The organism is Sphingobium fuliginis, from assembly GCF_015074805.1.
GTDB classification, from domain to species: domain Bacteria; phylum Pseudomonadota; class Alphaproteobacteria; order Sphingomonadales; family Sphingomonadaceae; genus Sphingobium; species Sphingobium fuliginis.
This window is the reverse complement of the sequence record NZ_CP060035.1, coordinates 280,738-303,993: the sequence shown is the minus strand read 5'-3', so window position 1 is coordinate 303,993 and position 23,256 is coordinate 280,738. Positions and strand designations below refer to the sequence as shown.

The window sequence follows — 23,256 nt, the reverse complement described above, 5'->3', positions numbered from 1 at the left end:
TCGCCACGCGCCGCACGCCCACCCAAATAAAACTGGACTATGGTTGAGTAATGAACGCCGTTGAGATTGAAGAAGCTGTTTCCGCTCTGGCGGAACGCCCGTTCGATGCAGCGGAATTTCCGTTTCAGTTCCTTGAAGCCTTCGGGAACAAGGCGACAACAATTAAGCGCCTGCGCGCCATCAAAGGTTCGAGCAACGCCTCTGATCTTCCCGGCGCGGTCTTGCAGCGCAACAATATCCATATCGCCGTTGCCGCGCCCGGGGAGGTTTCTACGGCCTTCGCCGCGCTCAAAGCCAGTCCCGCGACCGCCAAGGCAAAAGCCAAGTTCATCCTCGCCACGGACGGCGACACCTTTGAAGCCGAGGACGCCGATTCCGGCGAAACCGTCGCCTGCACCTTCGCCGAGTTTCCTGACCATTTCGGGTTTTTCTTGCCGCTTGCTGGCATCACCACCGTCCGACAGGTGCGCGAAAGCAGTTTCGACATCCGCGCCACCGGCCGCCTCAACCGGCTGTATGTGGAACTGCTGAAAGACAACCCCGAATGGGGCAGCGCCGAACGCCGCCCCGACATGAATCATTTTATGGCCCGGCTGATCTTCTGCTTTTTCGCGGAGGATACGGACATCTTTCATCGCAGCTATCCCTTCACCGGCACCATTGAAAAGATGAGTGACCGGGATAGCTCCAACACCCATGAGGTGATCGGCGAACTGTTCCGCGCTATGAACACGCGCAAGGAGGATCACGAAGCCGCGAATATCCGCAACTGGGCGCGACCCTTCCCCTATGTGAACGGCGGGCTGTTTTCTGGCAGTCTCGACGTGCCGCGATTCAGCCGCATCGCGCGGTCCTATCTGCTGCATATCGGCAGTCTCGATTGGACCAAGATCAACCCCGACATCTTCGGGTCGATGATTCAGGCCGTCGCCGATGACGAGGAGCGCGGCGCGCTGGGGATGCACTACACCAGCGTTCCCAACATCCTGAAAGTACTGAACCCACTCTTTCTGGACGACCTGCGCGCGCATCTGGCCGAAGCCGACGACAACCCGCGCAAGCTGTTGAACCTGCGCAACCGCATGGCGAAAATCCGCGTGTTCGACCCCGCGTGCGGCAGCGGCAATTTCCTTGTCATCGCCTACAAGGAAATGCGGGCCATCGAAGCCGAGATCAACCGGCGGCGCGGCGAGGAAAGCCGGGCGTCCGATATTCCGCTCACCAATTTTCGCGGCATCGAGCTGCGCGACTTTCCCGCCGAGATCGCACGCCTCGCGCTTATCATCGCGGAGTTTCAGTGCGATGTGATGTATCGCGGCGAGCGGCTCGCCCTGGCCGAGTTTCTACCGCTCAATGCGCAGAACTGGATCACCTGCGGCAACGCGCTGCGGCTCGACTGGTTGAGCATCTGCCCGCCGACCGGAACTGGCGTGAAGCTGGTTGGCGATGACCTGTTTCGCACGCCGCTCGATCAGGCGCTGATCGACTTCGAGAACGAAGGTGGCGAAACCCACATCTGCGGCAACCCGCCGTATCTCGGTCGAAAGTATCAGTCGGACGAACAGAAGGCGGAGCTGAAGGCTGTTTTTGCCGGACGGTGCAAGGACACGCTTTCCCTCGACTATGTATCCGGCTGGTTCATGAAGGCGGCCGATTTTATGTCGGCAACCTTGGCCGACGCGGCTTTCGTTTCCACCAATTCCATTTGCCAAGGCATACAGGTTTCCTCGCTTTGGCCGGTAATTTTCGCGCGCGAGGTATCAATTTCGTTCGCTTACCAGTCGTTCAAATGGGCAAACCTTGCCAGCTTTAACGCAGGTGTCACCGTTTCCATTGTCGGCTTGACCAAGCGCAAGGGAGCCACCCGCAAGATATTTTCCATTGAGGATGACGGCACTACGACCGTCAGGGAAACAGACAATATAAATGCCTACCTAGTGGCGGCGGGCGATGTGTTTGTGTCCCCCCGCAGCAAGGTTCCCGATAAACGGACTGCCATGCAGTTCGGAAACCATCCATACTATGCGAACGACCTCATGCTTCGGCCTGACGAAGCAAGGCAGTTGGTCGCATCGGAACCGCAGGCGGCTCAATTTATCCGTCCTCTATATGGGTCGAAGGAGTTTATCTCCGGTTCGCCGCGAGCCTGCCTGTGGATTACGCGCGACACTCTTGAGGAAGCGAGTGCCATCCCGGCGATTGAACGGAGGATCGACGGTGTGCGGGCTGCGCGGCTTGAAAAGTCCTCGGACGCTCAGGCGCAGAAACTGGTGGATATGCCCTATCGGTTTCGTGACCAATATGAGGCGGTTTCCGACCTTCTCGTTGTCCCCATAGTCAGCTCTGAGAACCGCCCCTACCTTCCTGTTGGCCTCGTTGAGCCGAACGCCGTTGTGCATAACAAGGCTTTCGCCCTCTATGACGCGCCGCTGTGGAATATGGCGCTGATCGCTTCGCGCCTTCACCTTGTCTGGATTGCCACGGTCTGCGTGCGCCTGCGCACGGACTTTTCTTATTCCAACACGCTGGGTTGGAACACCTTCCCGGTGCCGACGCTGACCGAGAAGAACAAGGATGACCTGACCCGCTGCGCCGAGGACATCCTGTTGGCGCGGGAAGCGCATTTCCCCTCCACCATTGCCGACCTCTATGATCCCGAGGCGATGCCCGACGACTTGCGCGAAGCACACGAGCGCAACGACGAAGTGTTGGAGCGCATCTACCTCGGGCGGCGATTCAGGAACGACACCGAACGGCTCGAAAAGCTGTTCGAGCTATACAACAAAATGACCGCAGGCGCGGGAGCGGCGCGGAAGCAGAAGGCGGGGGCGAGCGCGTGACGGACGAGACAAGACAGGTTCCTTCGGTATCGGTTTCCTATGCCCGCAACGGCAATTCCACCAAGGCCAACGCCCTTGGCATGAGGCCGATGCAGGAACGCGCCTATGAGAAGCGCGGCGAGCAATACTTGCTTATCAAGTCGCCGCCTGCGTCCGGCAAAAGCCGCGCTCTCATGTTCATCGCGCTCGACAAGCTCGCCAATCAGGGATTGAAACAGGCCATCATCGTCGTGCCGGAAAAAACCATCGGATCTTCCTTCGCGGATGAACCGCTGTCCAAATTCGGCTTTTGGGCTGACTGGGAGGTTCAGCCAAAATGGAACCTGTGCAACGCACCCGGTTCCGACAACGGCGGCAAGGTCAATTCCGTTGGCGCGTTTCTGGACAGCGACGATGCGGTGCTAGTTTGCACCCACGCCACCTTCCGCTTTGCCGTCGACAAGTTCGGCGTGGAGGCATTCGATAACCGCCTGATCGCGGTGGATGAGTTCCACCACGTTTCCGCCAACCCCGACAATAAGCTGGGCCTTCACCTGGGCCAGTTCATCGCCCGCGACAAGGTGCATATCGTAGCCATGACGGGCTCGTATTTTCGGGGTGACGCCGAGGCTGTCCTTGCCCCGCAGGACGAGTCCAAGTTCGATAGCGTCACCTATACCTACTACGAGCAGCTTAACGGCTACGAGTATCTGAAACAGCTCGACATCGGTTATTTCTTCTATTCCGGTGCCTATGCCGACGACATCCTCGCCGTGCTTGATCCCGCCGAAAAGACCATAATCCACATCCCCAACGTAAATTCGCGCGAAAGCACGAAGGACAAGATCAGGGAGGTGGAGCTTATCATTGAGGCGCTGGGCGACTGGCAGGGGACCGATCCCACGACTGGATTTCAGTTGGTCAGGACGCCGGAAGGCCGCACCCTGCGCATCGCCGACCTTGTTGACGACGATTCCGCCAAGCGCGACCGCGTTGCCGCCGCGCTCAAAGACCCCGCGCAGAAGAACAACCGCGATCATGTGGACATCATCATCGCCCTTGGCATGGCCAAAGAGGGCTTTGACTGGATTTGGTGCGAACACGCGCTGACCGTCGGCTATCGCGCCAGCCTGACCGAGATCGTGCAGATCATCGGGCGTGCGACCCGCGACGCACCGGGCAAGACCCGCGCGCGCTTCACCAACCTTATCGCGGAGCCAGACGCGGTGGAATCCGCCGTGACAGAGGCCGTGAACGACACCCTCAAAGCCATCGCCGCCAGCCTGCTGATGGAACAAGTGCTGGCCCCGCGCTTCGAGTTCAAGCCCAAGAATCCCGCCACCAGCACCGCCACGCCGGGCTTCGACTATGGCGACGGCGGCTACGATCCCGACAAGTGCAATGTCGGATTCCACGAGGAGCGCGGAGTCTTCCAAATCGAGATTAAGGGCTTGGCCGAACCCAAGTCCCCCGAGGCCGCGCGCATCTGCCGCGAGGATTTGAACGAGGTGATCGCCACCTTCGTTCAGGACAAGCCGAGCATCGAGCGCGGCCTGTTCGATGAGGAGCTGATCCCCGAGGAATTGACACAGGTGCGCCTTGGCAAGATCATCAAGGACAAATACCCCGAGCTGGACGAGGAAGATCAGGAGGCCGTGCGCCAGCACGCCATCGCCGCCATCAATCTCACCCAGCAGGCCAAGAAGGTCGTTCTTGGCGACGACGGTGGGGAACCGAGCGCTAACACCGCGCTGATCGACGGCGTGCGCCGGTTTGCGATGGACGTGCGCGAACTCGACATCGACCTGATCGACCGCATCAATCCCTTTGGCGAGGCTTATGCCATCCTCGCCAAAACCATGAGCGAGGACAGCCTGAAAACCGTGGCTGCCGCCATCGCCGCCAAGCGCACCAGCCTGACGCCGGAGGAAGCGCGCGAGCTGGCCAAGCGCGCATTGAAGTTCAAGCAGGAGCGCGGACGCCTTCCGTCCATCACGTCGCCCGACGCTTGGGAAAAGCGCATGGCCGAAGGTGTCGCCTTCCTTGCCCGCATGAAGGCGGAGGCCGCGCGTGGCTAATGCTTTTACCGACGACGATGACGCCCTGCTGGCCGAGCTTGGCGTTGAGGTCGAGGCGAAGAAAGAGTCCGCCCGCACTCCGCGCGAGGAACGCATCATCTCTGGATTTGAGGAGATCCAGCGATTTGTCGAACAGCACGGTCACAGCCCCCGCCACGGCGAGGGACTCGACATCTTCCAGCGCCTGTATGCCGTGCGGCTCGACCGGCTGCGCGCCCAGCCGGAAAGTCGCGCCTTGCTGGAACCGCTCGACTATCAGGAATTGCTCGGCGGCGCGGCTCCGGCCATCGCCGAAACCCCCGAGGACATCAGCGATGACGAGCTTCTGGCGCAGCTTGGCGTTGACGCCGAGGCGGATGACATCACCGCGTTGCGCCATGTCCGTTCCGCCGCCGAAAAACGCGCCGCCGAAGAAATAGCCAACCGCGAGCGTTGCGACGACTTCGAGCGCTTCAAGCCGCTGTTCGATGCCGTGCAGGCGGACATCGACAGCGGCGCGCGCATCACTCAACCTATCCGCAAAGATGCCGGATTCCTGAAAACCGACATCAGGGCGGGGGAGTTTTTCATCCTTGGCGGCCAGATCGCCTATGTCGCCGAAGTCGGCGAACCTTTCAAAGCGCCCAATGGCGAAAGCGATGCCCGCCTGCGCGTCATCTATTCCAATGGCACCGAGAGCAACCTGTTGCTCCGTTCCCTGCAACGCGCGCTCTACAAGGACGATACCAGCCGCCGCGTGTCCGAACCCAGCGCCGGACCCTTGTTCGCAGGGGAGAGCGACGATGGCGACCTGGCCAGCGGCACCATCTATGTGTTGCGCAGCAAGTCCGACAACCCGACCGTCGCGGCCAACCGCGAGGTGCTGCACAAGATCGGCGTCACCGGCGGCGATGTCGCCAAGCGCATCGCCAATGCCAAGCTGGACGCGACCTTTTTGCTGGCGGACGTCGAGATCGTCGCCACCTACACGCTCTACAACATCAACCGCACCAAGCTCGAAAACCTGATCCACCGCATCTTCGATCCGGCCCGCCTCGACATCAAGATCAAGGACAGGTTCGGCAATCCCGTCATCCCGCGCGAATGGTTCCTCGTGCCGGTGTTCGTCATAGATGACGCGGTGGAGAAGATCAGGGACGGCACGATCACGCATTATATATACGACCCGAGCGCTGCCCGGCTCGTGCGGCGCGATTGAGCGGGCTGGGGGGCAGCAGCATGACAACCGAAGCCGAGGCGCTGGCCACGATCCTTACATGGTCCGCCGATTGTGCGGGCTGGCAGAGTGACGCGCTGCGTAGGCTGGCGACACAGGGTGGTGTCGATGCAGCCGGACTCGAGGAGCTTGTGGCCATTTGCAAGGGCGACAGCCCAGCCGTGCCGCTGGAAGCCGCACATCTGCGCGATCCCAACCGCGAGCAGGGCGAAGTTTATTTGCGGCAGGTGCATGGCGTGCGCCACGTCAATGCCCTTGCCCCCGACCAGCGGCTGACCCTGCACCGAGTCGGCCTGACCATCATCTATGGCGACAATGGTTCAGGAAAATCCGGCTACGCACGCATCCTGAAAAGGGCGTGCCGCGCGCGCATGTCGGGCCGAGGCGAGGAAATCATCCCCGACATCTACGAGGCGCAGCCCGGCACGCCGAGCGCCAATATAGAGTATGCCATCAGCGGCCAGAACCGCACCTGCGCATGGCAGCTGGGCCAGCCGGCCGACACGGCGCTGTCCGCCGTCAGCGTCTTTGATTCCCGCACCGCCAATATCCACGTCGATGAAACCAACGACGTGGCCTACACGCCGTTTCCGCTCAAACTGCTGGGTTCGCTGGCCCAGCTCTGCAAGTTGATTAAAGACAAGCTCGCCGCTGAAATCACCCAGCTACAGGCGCAGACGCCGCAGAGCATCAAAGCCCCGACATGCAGCCCGCTCAGCAAGGTCGGCCAGCTTCTCGCGCGTCTCGCCGCCAACACCGATCCCGCCGCCGTGGAGGCGCTGGCGACGCTCACGCAGGCCGAACGGGACCGGCTGGCGCAACTCACTGCCGATCTGGCCGGTGATCCCTCGCGTGCGGCCCGCCAACTCGCCGCCCTCAAAACCAAGGTCGAGGGACACATTGCGCGGCTGGACCGGCTGATTGCCGCCATCGGTAATGATAGCGCCGCCGCTCTGCGCCGACTGGCGACCGAGAGCGATGCAACGCGGCGGGCGGCGGAGGCTGCGTCCGGCGCGCTGTTTGCGGGCGAGCCGCTGCCCTATATCGGCTCCGAGGTATGGCAGTCGCTGTGGGACAGCGCGCGGGCCTTTTCGGTAGAGGCGGCCTATCCCGAGCGGAATTTTCCCGTCACCGAACCTGGCAGCGTTTGCGTCCTGTGCCAGCAGGAGCTGTCACCGCAAGCCGCCGACCGCCTCAATCGCTTCGAGGCTTTCGTGCGCGACGACAGCCAGCTGCGGGCCGATGCTGCGCGCGCGGCTTATGACGAAGCCGTTGCCGCTTTCGCCGAAAGCGGCCTGACGCTGGCCGAGCTTGACGCCATCGTGGCGACCATCCGTGACGATTTGCGTCAGGATGCGCTGGCAACCGAGGTCAGGCGCGCGGGCCTGCACGCCCTCTGGCGTCATCGCCAGATCAGCCGCCGTCATGCAAATCCCGCCGCCGTCATCGGCGCGGAGTTGGTCGCTTTGCCACGTCAGGCGCTGGCCGATCAGGTCGCGGACCTTGAGGCGCGCGGCGAGGGGCTTGTCGCCGAGGCCGATTCACCGGCGCGCGCCGCGTTGATCGCCGAGCGCACCGAGCTGGCCGACCGCCAATGGCTCAACGGCATCAAGGCCGACGTACTGGCGCAGATTGGACGCCTGAAACAGATCAAGGCGATTGAGACGGCGCAGCGCGACACTACCACCAACCGCATCACCACCAAGAGCACGGAAATCGCGCAGGCATTGGTGACGGACGCGCTGCGTGCGCAGTTTGCGCGTGAGGTGGCGAGCTTCGAGATCGCAGGTCTTGCCGTGGAGCTGCGCCAGCAGAACAGCGTGCAGGGCGTGCCGCGCTTCAAGGTCGCGCTGACCCGCAAGCCCACGGCATCGGTTGGACAGGTCTTGAGCGAGGGCGAGCATCGCTGTGTCGCCTTGGCCGCGTTCATGGCCGAACTCGCCACGACCGAGAACAAATCCGGCATCGTCTTTGACGATCCCGTGTCCTCGCTCGATCACATGCACCGCGAGGCGGTCGCCAAGCGGCTGATCGCGGAAGCGGCGATTCGGCAGGTCATCGTGTTCACGCATGATCTAGCTTTCCTGTTCGAGCTGGATCGGGCTGCGAAAGAGGTGGACCCGAAGCCGCAGGTTGCCGTCAGTTCCGTCAGTCGCGGCAGCGACAAGGCAGGCTTTTGCCGCAGCGAGCCGCCCTTCAAGGCTCGGCGAGTTGCTGACATCACCGCCAGTCTAACCAACCAGCTTGCCAACGAACGCTTCCACTTCGATCAGGGCGATCAGGACAAGTGGCGCGATACGGTGAAATCCATTGCCGGATCGCTGCGCGATACGTGGGAAATCGCGGTGGAGGAGGCGGTCGGCCACGTCATCCGCCGCCTGTCCAACGAGGTCAAAACGCCAGGCCTTGTCAAGCTGACGGCAATCACCGTTGCCGATTGCGAAGCCATGCGCGACGGTTTCCAGCGGTGTTCCGAGCTGCTGCACAGCGCCGCACCGGCATTGAACCGGCCACTACCGAGGCCGGATGCCCTTACCGACGAAATCAACGCGCTGACCACTTGGGCCGATAATCTCCGCCAGCGGCAGAATGCGGCACGGTTGCCCTAGAGGGGCGAGAATGCGAGCTGGAGCAAAATCGGCGCGGCTGGCCTAACCGCGACGGCAAGGGCTTCAACATCCGCTGCGACGCTGTTCCGCTTCAGTCAGCCGCGACGGTGAAAACGGCTTCTGCGGAATCCTCGCTTTCTTCGATATCCTCCCCTTCTTCCGCCACGCTGCCGCTGTAGGCGGCCTTGCCCATCGCCTGTTCGATCAGGCCAAGCAGGCGCTTTTGCCGATCTTCCATGAACGCTTTGAACTGGTCGGTACGGAGCAGGGCGGGGTCGATAAGGTGCGATTGCAGATAGCCGTCGAGCTTCTCACCGGCGATCGGTGGCGTCGAGCTGTTGCCGTTTTCCAGCTTGGCCAGATATTCGCTCGGGGCGACGCCACCGATGATCCGGTTGGTGCGATAGGATAACGGCGTTTTGTTGATGATGGAGTCGAACACGGCAGGCGTGATGCCTTGCGCCTTGCACCAGTCCTGCGGAAAGATGTGGTGAATATCCACGTTCTCCCCGAAGAACACTGTATGGTCGAACTTCTGGCCCGACCGGAAATCCTGCGCGCCCTCCTTCATCAGCAGGGCATTCATCCCCTTGTAGGCCGCTGAAAGCCGCATCCGCATGGTTTTCAGGCGGTCGGCACGGAAGATGGTTTCACTGACCGTCGAAGGTTCCGGCCCGCCGCTCAGCCAGCGCGGCACTTCCATGAAGTCTTTGGCGATGCGCGTTTCCACGGCGGAACCGTAGAGCTCCCCAAACACCCCGTTCCAATACCACTGTACCAGTTTTGCTCGGTTGGCCTCATGCTCCCACGCATCGCCAATGTCCGCAAGGATCGCCGCCAGCGGCACAATCTGCGACTGATAGGGCAGATCGAAGATGCGATAGATATGGAGCATGTGCAGGAACTTGGCGGCCTGCATGAAACCGCGCTCTACCTGCGTTTCATATTGCTTGTAGGCTTCCAGCGGAAGATCGAGCAGCGCCTGACGATTGCCCGATACGGCAGGCAATTCCTTGCCTTCCTTGCCCGCCTGTTCGGTGGCGCGCCGCCGGTCCCGGGTGAAAAAGAGGGAAATGGCTTGCAAGAAATCGGTGTTGCCGACACCCGTCAGAATACCTGCATCGGAATCCGCAGGGCGTAGGGTATCGGCAAGTCGCTGGTGGCGACCCTTGATACCTTCATCGCCATACCAGTCCTTGCGCAGCTCGTGACCCGAAGCCGCATACATTGCCGTGACCAGTTCGAAGGCGTCGAGCGGCTTGCCGCCCGTGTTGACCTTCTCGAACACCACGCAGACGGCTTCCTTGGAGGTCGAGCGGTCGAGCGCGATCACCGGCACGCGGTAGTATTTGAAGTTTTCCAGCACCTCGCGCTTGAACACTCGGAATTGTTCGCGCACCGCCTTATGCTCGTCCCCTGACCAGTATTCGTCAAATCCGTCCTGCCATTTGTCCCAATCGAATACCTGGCTAACCGGATACATCAGCGCCGCGTATTCCATTTCCGGCGTGGAGAGATCAAGGGCGACTTCGCGCCCGAAATCCGTGCGCTCCACGCGATCCTCAGGCACGCCGATCACGGCTTCCTCACGGTCAACGCTATCGTCAACCGCCTTGCGAATATCGAGGTAAAACCAGCGTTTCACGCGCTTCTTCTTCGGAGTGACGGTTTCCACGACCTTGCCGCGCAACGTCACCTGATAGAGCGAGGTCATGCGCTGCTGCCCGTCGAGCAGTAGAGATTGCGGTGCAGTCTGACGGGCTTCCGCCGGTGCGCCCTCGACGGGGCGCGGCTTGAAATTGACCGGCCCGCCAGTGTCCAGAGACATAAGCGCGCCTACGGGAAACGCGCGCGAAATCGAAGCAATCAGGCTCTTGATCCGATCTTCGTCCCAGACCCAGCTCCGCTGAAAATCCGGCAACTGGATGATGCCCCGATGGCACTCGTCGAGCAGCCGGTGAAGATCGATAGGATTGGTCTGGAAGGTTGATCCCGCCATGTGATGTTTGCCCCCGTCATTGGTTTGCCCGGCGTGCCGCCTTCATCCCGGCGGATTTCGGAAAAGTCGATTCAGTTTACCTATGGTGCCAACGGCTTGCTTAATGTCCATTTATCACTTTGGCATCCCCTTCGGGCCGGGCTGTATCGCTGGCGCAACGGAACCGGCATGCCGTTTCCGCCCATGCGGGTTGACATCCCTGACGCGGAATAGGGCGGGCAAGCCCTCCGGTCATTGAGCGCTGAAAGCGGCGCGACCCTTTCCCTGTTTCGAGGGAGAAAGAAGCTCTGCCTCTCTCTCCCTGCAAGGTGCCGCCTTGGGGCCGTGGCTCGCTGCGCTGCGCCCGCACCACCCCCGGCACCGGACCTTGCCCCCACTCTCTCCGCCCCTCGCCGGGTCGGCAGGGGTCATGCGCGGCATGACCCGCTGCGCGGATTGGAAGGGAGTGAACATCGTGACCAAGCAAGACCCTCACAGCCGCATCACGGACCGCATCTTGGCGGAGCTTGAGGAAGGCACTCGCCCGTGGCTCAAACCGTGGAGTGGCGGCGACATGGCTGCATCAGGCCAGACCCGCCCCTTGCGCGCCACCGGCCAGCCCTATCGCGGGATCAATGTGCTGCTACTGTGGATCGAGGCGCAGGCGTCCGGTTTTATCAGTCCCTCATGGATGACCTACAAGCAGGCGCAAGCCTTGGGCGCGCAGGTCCGCAAGGGCGAGCATGGCGCAACCGTGGTCTACTATGGCGACAGCAGCAAGACAGTCCGCGACGAGGCCAGCGGCGAGGATCGGGCGCAGGCGTTTCGTTTCCTGAAAACCTACACTGTGTTCAACGTGGTTCAGATCGACGGATTGCCCGAGCGATTTCATATCGTGCCGGCGCCCGCGCCGGAGGCGGAGCGCATTGAAGCAGCGGAGGCGTTCTTTGCCAGCATTCCGGCAACCGTGAACCACGGCGGCGACAAGGCATATTATATTCCGTCAGCCGACCGCATCCAGCTTCCGTCGTTTGCCGCGTTCCACGATGCCCACGGATATTACACCACGAGGGGCCATGAAACCGTGCATTGGACTCGCCACGAGAGCCGCCTTGATCGCAGGTTTGGCCGCGAGAAATGGGGCGATGAAGGCTATGCCCGCGAGGAGCTTGTTGCCTTATCTGGACAGTCTGCGCCGCCCGCAACATTGCAGTAAGGTCGGCGATGGACGCCCACGGTAGGTAGTTATCAGGCTGGCCGTAGCGCTGACCCAAGAGCTGGCGGAGGCCAGCCTGATAACTACCGGGCCATGGGGCGCATCGGTGTGAGGTCAGCTTCCGGGTGGGGGGTCCGGGGGGAGGGTTTCGTGCCGGTGTCGATCATTACCGTTTGCGAGCGCCGCGACGCCAGGGGGCTCGACGCGCATGTGCCGCTGATCCTGCGGGGAGACGCTCTCTATGATCCCGATCTCGACCGCTTCTTTCTCGACCTGCCGCTAGCGGGGATCCGCTCGCGCCATTCGCTGCGCGCCTACGCCTATGACGTTGCGGTGTGGCTTCGCTTCCTCGATGCCTGCGGCACGACGATATGGGACGCGGCCCGCGACGATGTGACCGCCTATCACCGCGCGCGGCGGCGCGGCGACGCCGCCCAGCGGATCAGCGCGGCAAGCTGGAACCGGGCAGTCGCCAGCCTCGATCGCCTCTACCGCTGGGGTGAGAGCCAAGGGCTGATCGCCGAAGCGCCGTTCAGTCGGCGCGCTATATGGCGACCGGCGCATGGGGGCCGTCGGGGCATGATCGCCGCGCGCAACGACGCCTATGAACGCACTGCCAAGCGATCGGATGTGCGGTTCGTCACGATGGACGACTACCGCATTTTCCGCGAGGTCGGTCTGCGCGGCCTCGCCCTTGACGGTACGGAACGCCCCGGCGCTCGCGATCGCAACGGGCTGCGCAACGCGCTGTTCGCCGATCTTCTCGTCACAACCGGCCTGCGTCTCGAAGAGGCGTCGGGCCTGCTCGCCGATGAGCTTGCGGCCATCGATCACGACCACGATCAGGCTCAGCAGCTTTGGCTGCGCCTGCCGCCGCCGCTCACCAAGGGCGACCGCGGACGCAGCGTCCTGGTCCCGCGCCGGCTCCTTCGTCAGATCACCGCCTATGTCGCCGTCGAGCGCGCCGCGGGCGTGACCAAGTTCGCCGCGCGCGACGGTGCGGCCAGCTTCGAGCGACCGATCCACGTCACCCGCGCCGGTCTCGACCGCATGCGCGATGTCTGCACCCCGGAGGAACGATGCCGCCTGATCCTGTGCGACGAGGATGGAACGCCCCGCGAGCCGGTGGCGCTATGGCTGACCGAGGTCGGGCAGCCTGTCCGCCCCAACTCGTGGGAGGTGATCTTCACCCGGGCCTGCAAGCGGTGCGAAGAGAACGGCTTCCCGCTGTCGATCAGCCCGCACCAGCTTCGCCACACCTTCGCAGTCCATATGCTCGCTCTGCTGATCCAGCAGCGACTGCGCGAGGCCGCACTGCCGGTGGGGCCGGTGGAGAGCTATCGGCTGATCCTGGGCGACCCGCTGCAACAGGTGCAACGCCTGCTCGGCCACGCGAGCCTCGCCACCACCTATGTCTATCTCGACCATATCGCGACCCGCGCCGATACGGTGGATGCGGCCGTCGAGGAGCTGCTGGCGCTGTTGCCGGGACCGCAGGGCGCATGAGCGAGCGTCCCCGCAAGGGCCGGCCTGTCGCCTTCGCGCCCATCACGCCGGAGCGACCGCAGGCCGATCCGGTGTTCGGCCTCAAGTTCACCATCGAGGCGCGGCATGGCGGGACGGTCCTGGTCGATATGACCGCGCTCGATCCTCGCCCGCTCGCCATCGCCTTTGCCGGTGCGCTGCGTCGGTCGGCCGCGCTCGGGGGATCGATCGGTGCGGCCAGCGTCATCAAGCAGTATGTCCAGGTCTATCGTCACTTCTTCGCCTGGCTTGCCGACGAAGGACTGAAGGTGGTTGGCGTCAGCGACCTGCGCGCGGCCCATATCGATGGTTTCGCATCCGCGCTCGAACGGCGTGGGATGGGCGCGATCCACCGCCACATGACGGTCAGCAAGATCATCAACACACTGCGCGCGATCGAAGCAGACCGGCCCGATCGGATCGCGCCCGAGCTGCATGAGCGGCTGCGCTACACGCTGGCCACTTCGGCGGGCCGCTCGACCCCGCGCGATGCCTACAGCCCCTTCGTCGCCCGCGCGCTGCGCGACGCGGCGCGAGCCGATGTCGAAGCGATGTTCCGTCGTCTCGGCGCCGACGATCGTACCGACGAGGGCGATCCGGCCATCGCCACCGCGCGCGCCGATGTCGAAGCGATCATCGCTCGGCAGGGCTTTATCGTCGCAGACCAGCCCGAGCTGAAGAGCCTTTATTTCATGCGCGTGCGCCGCAACCTGCCAACCGCGACGCTCATCGACGACCTGCATGGCCGGCATCATCTGCTCGCGTGCGACCTGCCGGCGCTGCTCGTGCTGCTCACGCTCGATACCGGCCTTGAGCCCGAGTGCATGAAGACGCTGACCGTGGATTGTCTCGCCAACGCCCATGCCGGCACGGTGGAGCTGCGCTATCTGAAGCGCCGGGCTCGCGGCGCCGAGCACAAGAGCATGCGCATCCGCGACGGCGGTGGCGGCACGCCGGGCGGGCTGATCCGCCGCCTGATCGACGCCACGGCGGCTGCCTGCGAGCACCTGCCCGGCGATTGTCTGTGGGCCTATCACAACGTCGGCGGCCTTCGCGCCGGCATAGTCGACCTCAAGTATCAGCTCCCCGCCTGGGCTCGCCGCCATGGCATTGTCGACGATAACGGCAAGCCGCTGCATCTGCTGCTTTCCCGGCTGCGCAAGACCCACAAGGCGCTGTGGTACACCAAGACCGAGGGGCACATGGCCCGCTTCGCGGTCGGTCACACGCGCGAGGTCGCGGCGCGCCATTATGCCGACCTGCCGTCGCTCCGGCCCCTGCACGAGGCGGCCGTCGCCGATGCCTTTCGCGAGGCGGTCGCCGCGGCGATTCCCACCGTCCTCGCGCCCACGGCCGAGCAGGCGCTGCGCGAAGCGCCCGAGCAGGCCGCGCCGTTGATGTCGGCCGATACGGTGGGTCCGTTGCTCGACGGCGAACAGGATGTCTGGCTCGCCGCCTGCGCGGGCTTCCATAGCAGCCCCTTCGCCGAGGCCGGCTCACCTTGCGCGCAGCCCTTCTGGGGCTGCCTCGATTGCCCCAACGCCGTCATCACCGCGCGCAAGCTTCCCGCGATCCTCGCCTTCCTCGCGTTCATCGAAGAGCAGCGACCGAGCCTGCCGGCGAGCGACTGGGCGGCCAAGTTCGGCCGCGTCCATTCCCGCATCACGACCCAGGTCCTGCCGGTCTTCTCCGATGCCGTTATCGCCGATGCGCGCCGGCAGATGGAGAGGGAGCGGCTCTATCTGCCGCCGGAGGCACGCGCATGATCACGCCCGCCCATGCCCGCGCACCCGCGTTCGACGATCGGCCCGTGCTGGCCACTGCGCCGCTCAAGGCGGGCCACGTCCGCGAAGAGCTGTCGCGGGTCGGCGACCCAAGCTGGGATCTCGGTCCCGCCGTCTTCCGCGAGAACGCCCGGCGCTGCCACGCCACCGTGCATTTCGACGTGCTCGAACATGCCGATGTGCAGGCGGCGATGCGTGCCTATCTCTACGCCCGCCTCAACGTCGATCTTCCCGGCTACCGCCCGAAGCTGCCGCCGGCGAGCATCCGCCACGCATTCAACCGCGCACGCCGGTTCTTCGCCTTCGCGCGCCTGACGCTTGGACGGCTCGACCTTGGCCGCATCGATCAGGCGCTGGCCCATGCCTATGCCCGGCATCTTCGCGACGATTCTGCCCGGCGACCCGTCATAGTCGGCCACCTCCTCGAAGTGGTCTCCGATCTCTATCACTATCGTGACCACCTCGCTGGCGGAGGCCTCGCGTTCGAGCCCTGGGCCGGACAGGCACCCGCCCGCGTCGCAGGCTATCGGCACGTCGTTGAGAACCGTACCCCGCGGTTTCCAGAAGATGTCATCGCCGCACTGCTCGCCTGGTCATTGCGCTACGTCACCGTCTTCGCGCACGATATTCTATCGGCTCGGGCCGCGCTGGATCGGCTCGAGGCGCGCCGCGCCCGGCTGCTTGCCGCCGAGCGCGGACTGCCTGGCGCAGAGCGCCGCCTGCGGCAGCGCGCGCGCCTCGAGCGCCATATCGCGCGTCGAGCCCGGCAAGGCCGCGGCGTGCCGATCTGGACGACCGCGCATAACGGCGTCACGCGCACCGATCCCCGCACCGGAGAAGCGACGCCGCCGATCAACGTCCATCTTCTCCATCTTCATGCCGGTGTCGATGCTGAGGCGGAACCGGCCATGCATTTCGGACTCGCCAAGGGCGTCTCCGCCCTGATCGAAGCCGCTGCCGCCGACCTGGGCGTCGAAGTGGGCGGCATGGACACGCCGATCTCGATTGATCCCGATAGCGGTCGGCCATGGCGCGCACGCTTCGATGCGAAGACGCTCGCACAAGAGGAACGGATGCTTCAGGCGGCCGCCTATATAGTGTGCGCCTATCTGACCGGCATGCGCGACTGCGAGGTGCAGGCGATGCGGCGGGGGTGCCTCTCGATCGCGCGCAGCGAGGACGGCCTGATCGAGCGGCATCGCATTCGATCGACCATCTACAAGCGTCGGTCGACCATGGGCGAGGCGGCGAGCTGGGTGACGATCGAGCCGGTCGCAGACGCGATAGCGGTGCTGGAACGCCTGTCGGCAAGACCGACGCGCGCCAGCGGCAGCGATACGCTCTGGCCGGTGCTACGCCCCGGCGCCGCCACCAAGACGCATCTGTCGAGCGAGGTGGTCCGCCAACTCAACGCCTTCCGCGACCACCTCAACGCTGCCTTCGGCAGCCCTGATGTGCCGGTCATCCCGTCCGGACCCGGTGGCAAGCCGTGGCGCATAACGACGCGGCAGTTCCGCCGCACCATCGCATGGCACATCGCCAACCGTCCGTTCGGCACCATCGCCGGCATGATCCAGTATAAGCACGCCTCGGTCGCCGCTTTCGAGGGCTATGCCGGAACCAGCGCATCGGGGTTTCGCGCCGAGGTCGAGGCGCAGCGCCGGCTCGGTCAGCAGGGCGACCTGCTGGACTATTTCGACCGGCGGCAGGGCGGTGCCTCACTCGCGGGGCCGGCGGGACCACGCATCGCGCGGACGCTCGACGATGCGGCCACGCAGCTCGGGCCCTTGCCCGCCATGATCGCCGACCGCTCCCGGCTACGTGTCATGCTCGCCAGCGTCGCGCGAACCCTCCATGTCGGCCTCCTCGCGGATTGCTTCTTCGATCCCGCCACCGCGCTCTGCCTCAAGCGCGTGACCACCCCCGATCCCAAGCAGCCGCTCACGGCGCTGTGCGAGCCGACCCGCTGTCCCAACGCCTGCATCACCGCCCGTCACAGGCCAGCTTGGGAACGCGCGGCCGATGATGCCAGGGCATTGCTGCGCGAACGACGTCTGTCGGATCTTCAACGCCATGCACTCGCCACCGAGATCAACCGGCTCACTACCGTGATCGACGCCATCGGTCCCGCGCCGCCGGAGGCCATCCCCGGCTGACGGCGGAGGCTCTGCGCCGGTCGGCGCGCTGGCGCAACGGCGTTGCCGTCCTCCGCTCCGCTGCGGCCCTACGGGTGCGCAACCGCGCCTGTGCCCGGCGCTGGTCGAGCTCCGCCGCCGGGGATGGTCCCCGACGGGCAAGCGGAGTTCAGATCATGCCAACCCAGGTACGAGCCGACGTCTACACTCGGGTCACCGAGGCGATCATTGCAGCGATCGAAGCCGGTACGGGCAGCTGGCGCGTGCCATGGCATCACAGCGGCGCCGATGTCACCCGGCCGACCAACGTCGCCAGCGGCAAGCCCTATCGCGGCATCAACACGGTGTCGCTCTGGGCGGCGGCCTATGGCGGCGGCTATGCGAGCGGGGTCTGGGGCACTTATCGTCAGTGGCAGGACCGCGGCGCCCAGGTCCGCAAGGGCGAGCAGGCCAGCCTCGGCGTCCTCTGGAAGGAGATCAGCCGGCGCGACGACGAGCAGGATGACGAAGATGGCGGCAAGGGACGGCGGCTCTTCGCCCGGGCGTTCAGCCTGTTCAACGCCGATCAGGTCGACGGCTACGCGCCCGAGCCCGGGCCGGTCCTGCCCGAGAGCGAGCGCCTTGCGGCCGCCGAGGCCTTCATCGCCGCGCTCGGCATCGACACGGTCTACGGGTCGAGCAGCGCCTATTACCATCTCGGCGAAGACCGCATCTACATGCCGCACTTCGCAACCTTCCGTAGCGCGCATGGATTCTACGGCACCCATATCCACGAGTGTGCCCATGCCAGCGGCGCGGCGCATCGGCTCGACCGGGATTTCAGCGCCAGGTGGACCAAGGACGCGCTCGCGATGGAGGAAGCGACCGCCGAGCTGACCGCCTCGTTCCTGCTTGCCGACCTCGGCATCGCGCACGATCCGCGTCCCGATCATGCCGCCTATATCGCATCCTGGCTTCAGGTGCTGAAGAACGACAGCCGCGCGATCTTCACTGCGGCCAGCAAGGCGCAGGCGGCGGCCGATTGGATGCACGCCCAGCAGCCGTGACGCTCACGCGGCCCGCACGTCGGCGCCGAGCGCATCGAGCAGCGGACAGCCCGGATCCTGACCGGCATCGCAGGCTCGTACCGAGTCTGCCAGAACCCGTTCCATCCGCCTGAGGTCCGTGATCCGCGCGCGCACATCCTGCAGATGCGACGCCGCGAGCTCGCGGACCTCGGTGCAGGAGGCCTGGCCGCCGGCCGCGAGTCCGAGCAAGGCGCGCACCTCGTCAAGGGTGAAGCCCAGCTCCCTCGCACGGCGCACGAAGCCCAGGCGAGCCACGTCCTCCCGACCGTAGCTGCGGTAACGGCCCCGCCGCGGCGGAACGGGCAGCAGCCCGATCCGCTCGTAATAGCGGATCGTCTCGATGTTGCAGCTGGTACGGCGCGAGAGTTCGCCGATCTGGATCGCGGCGGTTGCGGCCATCGTCAAAATACCTCTTGAGTCTGTAGTCGCTACAGATGGTAGGACAGCTGCATGCCCGCCACAAGGAGTCGCCCGTGACCCAGACACCAAGCCCGCCCAAGGGGATAAGCACCGCCGCGCTTACCCTGGCGGGGATCGCCGCCGCGTTCGGCGTCGCTGCCTGCTGCGCGCTGCCGATCCTCTTGGCATCCGCCGGCATCGGCGCCGCCTGGCTCGGCGGCGTGGCCGTCATCTCCGCGCCCTATCGCACGCCGCTCCTCGTGATCGGCGCATTATGCCTCGGCGCCGGCGCCGCGCTGCTGTTGCGCCAGCAGCTCGCCGCCATGCGCTGCGGCCCGGACGGCGTGTGCACGCCGCGCTGGACGCGCATCCTCACTCTCGCCGGCCTGTTGCTCGGCGCGGCACTGCTCTGGGCGGGTTATAGCTATGTCTGACGTCGTTCCGGAGCTGCACTCGACCCTGACCTGTCCACACTGCGGACATCAGGCGACCGAGACGATGCCGACCAACGCATGCCAGTTTTTCTATGACTGCCGGGGCTGCGGCGCCGTCCTCAAGCCCAAGCAGGGCGATTGCTGCGTCTTTTGTTCCTATGGCGACGTTCCGTGTCCGCCGATCCAGATCGAGGGCAAGGGCGCGTCCTGCTGCGGCTGAAGACAAGCCGTGACGCTTGCCACCCCCGCTGACGCTGCCCCTGAACCGACGGTTGCATTCCCCGACGGCACCGTCGTCCCGGACTGGACTGCGGTCACCGCGCCAAGCGCCCATTCGGCCCTGACAGCGCTGTTCGCGGCATTTATCGGCCGCAGGTGGCATGGCATCGACAGCACCGAGGACGAGGTGCGGCGTGCCATCCTCCGGGCCTATGTCACCCAGGGCCACGCGCCGGCGCCGGTGGAGATCGCTGCCGCGGTTGCGCTCCCGCCCGGCGACGTGGCCGCAGCGCTCCACCGGCTCGCCGGACGCGATCTCGTGGTCCTCGACGGCGACGGCCGAGTGAGCGGCGCCTATCCTTTCACCGATGCTCCCAGTGAGCATCAGGTGGAGGCCGCGGGTATCACGATGGGAGCCATGTGCGCCCTCGACGCGCTGGGGATCTGCACGATCGCACCGCACGCCAGCCTCATCCGCTCGTCATGCCGCCAATGCCGGCGCTCGCTTGCGATCCATGTCCACGACCGGGGCTGCACCCTGGGCGACGTCGTGCCCGAGGGGATTCTCGTCTGGTCCGGTCATCGCTACACCGGCGGCTGTGCAGCGTCTTCGCTCTGCACTCAGCAGGCTTTCTTCTGCCATGCCGATCATCTCGAAGCCTGGCGTATGGACGGTTCCGTGACCGCCCGCGACGGCATTCGCCTGACCCTGCGCGAGGCCCTCCAGGTCGGCCGCGCGATCTTTGCACCGATGCTCGGAGGGATATTGCCATGGCCCATTACGACCTGATCGTCATCGGCAGCGGAACAGCCGCCCAGGTCGCGATCGGTCAGGTCCGCGCCGCCGGATGGTCCGTCGCCGTCATCGACCACCGCCCGTTCGGCGGCACGTGTGCGCTACGGGGCTGCGATCCCAAGAAGATGCTGGTCAGCGGCGAAGAGGCGATCGATGCCGCTGCTCGCATGGCCGGGCATGGTGTCGGCGGCGACCTGGCGATCGATTGGCCGAGCCTGATGGCGTTCAAGCGCAGCTTCACCGATCCGATCCCCGCCAAGCAGGAACGCCGCTACGCCAAGCTGAGCGTCGACGCCTTCCACGGGCCGGCCCGCTTCGCAAGCCCGGACGCGGTCGCGGTCGACGGTCGGACGTTGCAGGCCCGGCATATCCTGATCGCAACCGGCGCGGGGCCGATCCCGCTCGGCATTCCAGGCGAGGAGCTGGTCAGCACGAGCGACGCTTTCCTCGAGCTGGAGACGCTGCCGCGCCGGATCGTGCTGATCGGCGGCGGCTATGTCGCCGCGGAGTTCTCGCATCTGGCCGCGCGCGCTGGCGCCGAAGTCACGATCCTGCAGCGCGCTAGCCGGCTGCTGCCGCATTTCGATCCCGACCTGGTGGGCTGGCTCACACCGCGGTTCACGGCGCTCGGCATCCGCATGGAGACCGGCACCGCGGTCACACGGGTCGAGCGGAACGGGGACGGTCTGCAGGTGCATGCCTCTCGCCAGGGAGCGCCGGACCTGGAGGTCGCCTGCGATCTCGTCGTTCATGCTGCCGGGCGTCGTCCCGATCTCGACAGCCTCGACCTGTCCACCGGGCAGGTCGCGGTGCAAGACGGACGACTGCAGCTCGATGCGCATCTGCGCAGCATTTCCAACCCGCGGGTCTATGCCGCCGGTGACGCCGCCGGCGTCGGGCCGCCCCTGACCCCGGTGTCGAGCCACGACGCGAAGATCGTCGCCGCGAACCTCCTGCAAGGTCCATCGCGCGAGCCCGACTATCGCGGTGTTCCGAGCGTCGCCTTCACCGTGCCGCCGATCGCCGCCGTCGGACTTTCGGAAGAGGCGGCGCGCCGCAGCGGCCTCAAGTTCCGGGTTAACGCGGCCTCGACGCCGGACTGGTTCACCGCCCGCCGGCTCGCCGAGCCGGTCTATGGCCACAAGGTTCTGATCGACGAGCGGACGGACCTCGTCCTCGGCGCGCATCTCGTCGGGCCGAACGCCGACGAGGTGATCAACCTTTTCGGCCTCGCCATCCGCCACGGCCTCACTGCGGCCGATCTACGCTCCACCATGTTTGCCTATCCAACCGGCGCCTCGGATATCGGCTACATGCTCTAGGCGACGCCGCGCACGATCCGTCACCAGCGCTCGCCCGCGGGCGGGCGGCAGCCTGTCGCGAAAGACGATAGCGGGCTGTCGCCCGCCTGATCTGCGGACGCCGCTGACGCGGCGGCGCTACTTATTGGGCCTCCCTTCCGACGCGGAGGTGGTCGGCGCTCCCTGCTAGGCCCGCCACGGCGGGCTGCAAGCCCCGGCTTCGCCGGGCTGCTCCATTGCATTTCGCCCCTGCGGGTGCAGCCCGCCGCTCGAACGGGCCTCTTCGGTCGCTCTCGCCGCCCACCCCCGCCTCGGGGGAGGCCGATGCGGTTTTTGGGCAGTGCTGGAGGCAGCCGATGGTTTTCTTCCTCGAACCCCGGATTGGGGCTGGACTGTCAGGATATGTCGCCGAGCTGGGCGCCGCTTTCCTTGCCGCCGACCTTGGGCTTTGCATCGAGCCGCGTCCCGATCATGCCAGCTACATCGCGAGCTGGATCAAGGTGCTGCAAAACGATACGCGCGCCATCGTGCACGCTGCCGCCCATGCCGAGCGCGCCGTTGCCTATCTTCATCAACTGGCGAACCCCGAGGACGTGAAAGAGGCGGCATAGCCGCCGATCGGCTAGGCCGCCCCAGACAGGGGCGGCCACTCCGATTGCCCTCCCACCCAATCCCGTGCGCAGGCCGCTCCCTTCGGTCGCGGCCTGGTCGCGATAACTCTTGCTAATGGTCAGCGATTGCTCGAAGATTCGCAGGTCTATGCGCACCGACATCGATCATCTTCCTGCCGCGAAGCAGCGCGAGCTTGAGCGCATCGTCGCGATCATCTTCGACGAATTCGGTGCGGCGACTGAAAATGCGACCGGCCCGCGAAGGGGCGCGCGCATTCTCAAGATTATCCTGTTCGGTAGCTATGCGCGCGGCGATTGGGTCGATGCACCGACATCGGCGAACCAGTATAAATCCGACTACGATATTCTCGTCATCGTCAGCCAGAAGGAACTGACCGACCGCGCTGCCTATTGGGCAAAGGCCGAGGAGCGGTTGATCCGGGCTTACACGATCGAGAAAACGCTTCAGACGCCAGTCAACTTTATCGTCCATTCGCTGCACGAAGTGAACGATGGGCTCGCGCATGGCCGCGTCTTCTTCATGGAAGTCGCGAAGGATGGCATCGCGGTTTACGAAACCGATGGCAGTGAGTTGGCGACGCCCAAGCCTAAGACGCCGGATCAGGCTTTGACAGCGGCGCGGGAGTATTTCGCAGAAGAGATTTCCGGCTCCGTTGACTTTTATGAGGGCTTCAAGGACGCCCAAGCCCGCGGAAAGCTGAAAAAGGCGGCTTTCGATTTACATCAAGCCACCGAGCGGCTCTACCAAGGCCTCCTCCTTACGCTGACATTTTACACACCGTATAACCACAACATCGCCTTCTTGCGTTCGCTCGCAGAAGGATTGGACCGTCGCCTGTTCGGCATTTGGCCAGAGGGGACTCATCGCGAACGCGCAATGTTTCAGAAGCTGAAGGAGGCCTACACCAAGGCTCGCTATTCAAAACATTACAAGATCAGCGAAGAAGAGCTGACTTGGCTCGGTGAACGCGTCGAGGAACTCGGCCGCGTCGTCCACCATGTCTGCACCGATAGGATCGCCGAGCTCGAAGCCGGAACGCGCAGATAGC

17 protein-coding genes are annotated in these 23,256 nt (G+C 64.7%); 15 read left to right on the top strand and 2 right to left on the bottom strand.

Translation table 11 applies throughout. The features are described 5' to 3' along the window. The first annotated feature begins 50 nt into the window (after positions 1-50). From H5V43_RS01365 to H5V43_RS01350, 4 genes are read left to right on the top strand one after another with little or no spacing between them, the layout of a single operon-like run. Positions 51-2,840 (top strand): class I SAM-dependent DNA methyltransferase, encoded by a 2,790-nt coding sequence (locus tag H5V43_RS01365; protein ID WP_025549102.1) that lies wholly within the window; start codon positions 51-53, stop codon positions 2,838-2,840. Continuing rightward, positions 2,837-4,897: a DEAD/DEAH box helicase gene (locus H5V43_RS01360; protein WP_025549103.1), complete on the top strand. Its 2,061-nt coding sequence runs from the start codon at positions 2,837-2,839 to the stop codon at positions 4,895-4,897. Before H5V43_RS01365 ends, H5V43_RS01360 begins: the two co-directional genes overlap by 4 nt. After that, positions 4,890-6,095: a GIY-YIG nuclease family protein gene (locus H5V43_RS01355; RefSeq protein WP_025549105.1), complete on the top strand. Its 1,206-nt coding sequence runs from the start codon at positions 4,890-4,892 to the stop codon at positions 6,093-6,095. Before H5V43_RS01360 ends, H5V43_RS01355 begins: the two co-directional genes overlap by 8 nt. A gap of 20 nt (positions 6,096-6,115) precedes the next feature. Next, positions 6,116-8,722, top strand: coding sequence for an AAA family ATPase (locus H5V43_RS01350; protein ID WP_025549106.1), 2,607 nt, complete (start codon positions 6,116-6,118; stop codon positions 8,720-8,722). Between the two features lie 91 nt (positions 8,723-8,813). Here the strand turns inward: H5V43_RS01350 and H5V43_RS01345 are convergent, their stop codons facing one another. Beyond that, a complete protein-coding gene (locus H5V43_RS01345; RefSeq protein ID WP_193666728.1) occupies positions 8,814-10,721 on the bottom strand; it encodes a GmrSD restriction endonuclease domain-containing protein in 1,908 nt (635 codons plus the stop codon). A 409-nt stretch (positions 10,722-11,130) separates the two neighbouring features. Between H5V43_RS01345 and H5V43_RS01340 the strand changes: the two genes are divergently transcribed. The 5 genes from H5V43_RS01340 to H5V43_RS01320 all read left to right on the top strand — a co-directional run bounded on the left by H5V43_RS01340 (position 11,131) and on the right by H5V43_RS01320 (position 18,405). Continuing rightward, complete coding sequence (locus H5V43_RS01340) at positions 11,131-11,916, top strand: ArdC family protein (RefSeq protein ID WP_244968644.1); 786 nt, start codon at positions 11,131-11,133, stop codon at positions 11,914-11,916. Positions 11,917-12,072: 156 nt separating this feature from the next. Continuing rightward, on the top strand, positions 12,073-13,422 hold the full coding sequence (locus H5V43_RS01335) for a tyrosine-type recombinase/integrase (RefSeq protein WP_025549129.1): 1,350 nt from the start codon (positions 12,073-12,075) through the stop codon (positions 13,420-13,422). Further along, a complete protein-coding gene (locus H5V43_RS01330) occupies positions 13,419-15,206 on the top strand; it encodes a hypothetical protein (RefSeq protein ID WP_025549107.1) in 1,788 nt (595 codons plus the stop codon). Before H5V43_RS01335 ends, H5V43_RS01330 begins: the two co-directional genes overlap by 4 nt. Further along, a complete protein-coding gene (locus H5V43_RS01325) occupies positions 15,203-17,380 on the top strand; it encodes an integrase (RefSeq protein ID WP_193666727.1) in 2,178 nt (725 codons plus the stop codon). Before H5V43_RS01330 ends, H5V43_RS01325 begins: the two co-directional genes overlap by 4 nt. A gap of 155 nt (positions 17,381-17,535) precedes the next feature. Further along, positions 17,536-18,405 (top strand): ArdC family protein, encoded by an 870-nt coding sequence (locus H5V43_RS01320; protein ID WP_025549108.1) that lies wholly within the window; start codon positions 17,536-17,538, stop codon positions 18,403-18,405. A gap of 3 nt (positions 18,406-18,408) precedes the next feature. Here the strand turns inward: H5V43_RS01320 and H5V43_RS01315 are convergent, their stop codons facing one another. After that, positions 18,409-18,825: a MerR family transcriptional regulator gene (locus tag H5V43_RS01315; RefSeq protein ID WP_025549110.1), complete on the bottom strand. Its 417-nt coding sequence runs from the start codon at positions 18,823-18,825 to the stop codon at positions 18,409-18,411. Positions 18,826-18,899: 74 nt separating this feature from the next. On the opposite strand from H5V43_RS01315, the gene H5V43_RS01310 reads away from it, so the two are divergent. From H5V43_RS01310 to H5V43_RS01285, 6 genes are all read left to right on the top strand, one after another. Continuing rightward, entirely contained in the window at positions 18,900-19,259 is a 360-nt protein-coding gene (locus H5V43_RS01310) for a mercuric reductase (protein ID WP_025549111.1), read from the top strand. Then, positions 19,252-19,479 (top strand): GDCCVxC domain-containing (seleno)protein, encoded by a 228-nt coding sequence (locus H5V43_RS01305; protein ID WP_025549113.1) that lies wholly within the window; start codon positions 19,252-19,254, stop codon positions 19,477-19,479. Before H5V43_RS01310 ends, H5V43_RS01305 begins: the two co-directional genes overlap by 8 nt. Positions 19,480-19,488: 9 nt before the next feature. Beyond that, positions 19,489-20,268, top strand: a complete 780-nt coding sequence (merB, locus tag H5V43_RS01300) for a mercuric reductase (protein WP_025549114.1) — start codon at positions 19,489-19,491, stop codon at positions 20,266-20,268. Next, positions 20,250-21,596: a dihydrolipoyl dehydrogenase family protein gene (locus H5V43_RS01295; protein ID WP_025549116.1), complete on the top strand. Its 1,347-nt coding sequence runs from the start codon at positions 20,250-20,252 to the stop codon at positions 21,594-21,596. The genes merB and H5V43_RS01295 overlap by 19 nt, the downstream gene beginning before the upstream one ends. Before the next feature lie 335 nt (positions 21,597-21,931). Then, complete coding sequence (locus H5V43_RS01290; RefSeq protein ID WP_025549117.1) at positions 21,932-22,186, top strand: zincin-like metallopeptidase domain-containing protein; 255 nt, start codon at positions 21,932-21,934, stop codon at positions 22,184-22,186. Positions 22,187-22,334: 148 nt separating this feature from the next. Next, on the top strand, positions 22,335-23,255 hold the full coding sequence (locus tag H5V43_RS01285) for a nucleotidyltransferase and HEPN domain-containing protein (protein ID WP_025549119.1): 921 nt from the start codon (positions 22,335-22,337) through the stop codon (positions 23,253-23,255). The last annotated feature ends 1 nt before the right edge of the window (position 23,256 follow it).

What these genes read in the sequence shown, in the direction of transcription:
- H5V43_RS01320 (WP_025549108.1), top strand. Translation starts at nt 17,536, where the DNA reads ATGCCAACCCAGGTACGAGCCGACGTCTACACTCGGGTCACCGAGGCG.
- H5V43_RS01285 (WP_025549119.1), top strand. Translation starts at nt 22,335, where the DNA reads ATGCGCACCGACATCGATCATCTTCCTGCCGCGAAGCAGCGCGAGCTT.
- H5V43_RS01290 (WP_025549117.1), top strand. Translation starts at nt 21,932, where the DNA reads ATGGTTTTCTTCCTCGAACCCCGGATTGGGGCTGGACTGTCAGGATAT.
- H5V43_RS01295 (WP_025549116.1), top strand. Translation starts at nt 20,250, where the DNA reads ATGGCCCATTACGACCTGATCGTCATCGGCAGCGGAACAGCCGCCCAG.
- H5V43_RS01305 (WP_025549113.1), top strand. Translation starts at nt 19,252, where the DNA reads ATGTCTGACGTCGTTCCGGAGCTGCACTCGACCCTGACCTGTCCACAC.
- H5V43_RS01350 (WP_025549106.1), top strand. Translation starts at nt 6,116, where the DNA reads ATGACAACCGAAGCCGAGGCGCTGGCCACGATCCTTACATGGTCCGCC.
- H5V43_RS01340 (WP_244968644.1), top strand. Translation starts at nt 11,131, where the DNA reads ATGCGCGGCATGACCCGCTGCGCGGATTGGAAGGGAGTGAACATCGTG.
- H5V43_RS01315 (WP_025549110.1), bottom strand. Translation starts at nt 18,825, where the DNA reads ATGGCCGCAACCGCCGCGATCCAGATCGGCGAACTCTCGCGCCGTACC.
- H5V43_RS01325 (WP_193666727.1), top strand. Translation starts at nt 15,203, where the DNA reads ATGATCACGCCCGCCCATGCCCGCGCACCCGCGTTCGACGATCGGCCC.
- H5V43_RS01345 (WP_193666728.1), bottom strand. Translation starts at nt 10,721, where the DNA reads ATGGCGGGATCAACCTTCCAGACCAATCCTATCGATCTTCACCGGCTG.
- H5V43_RS01365 (WP_025549102.1), top strand. Translation starts at nt 51, where the DNA reads ATGAACGCCGTTGAGATTGAAGAAGCTGTTTCCGCTCTGGCGGAACGC.
- H5V43_RS01330 (WP_025549107.1), top strand. Translation starts at nt 13,419, where the DNA reads ATGAGCGAGCGTCCCCGCAAGGGCCGGCCTGTCGCCTTCGCGCCCATC.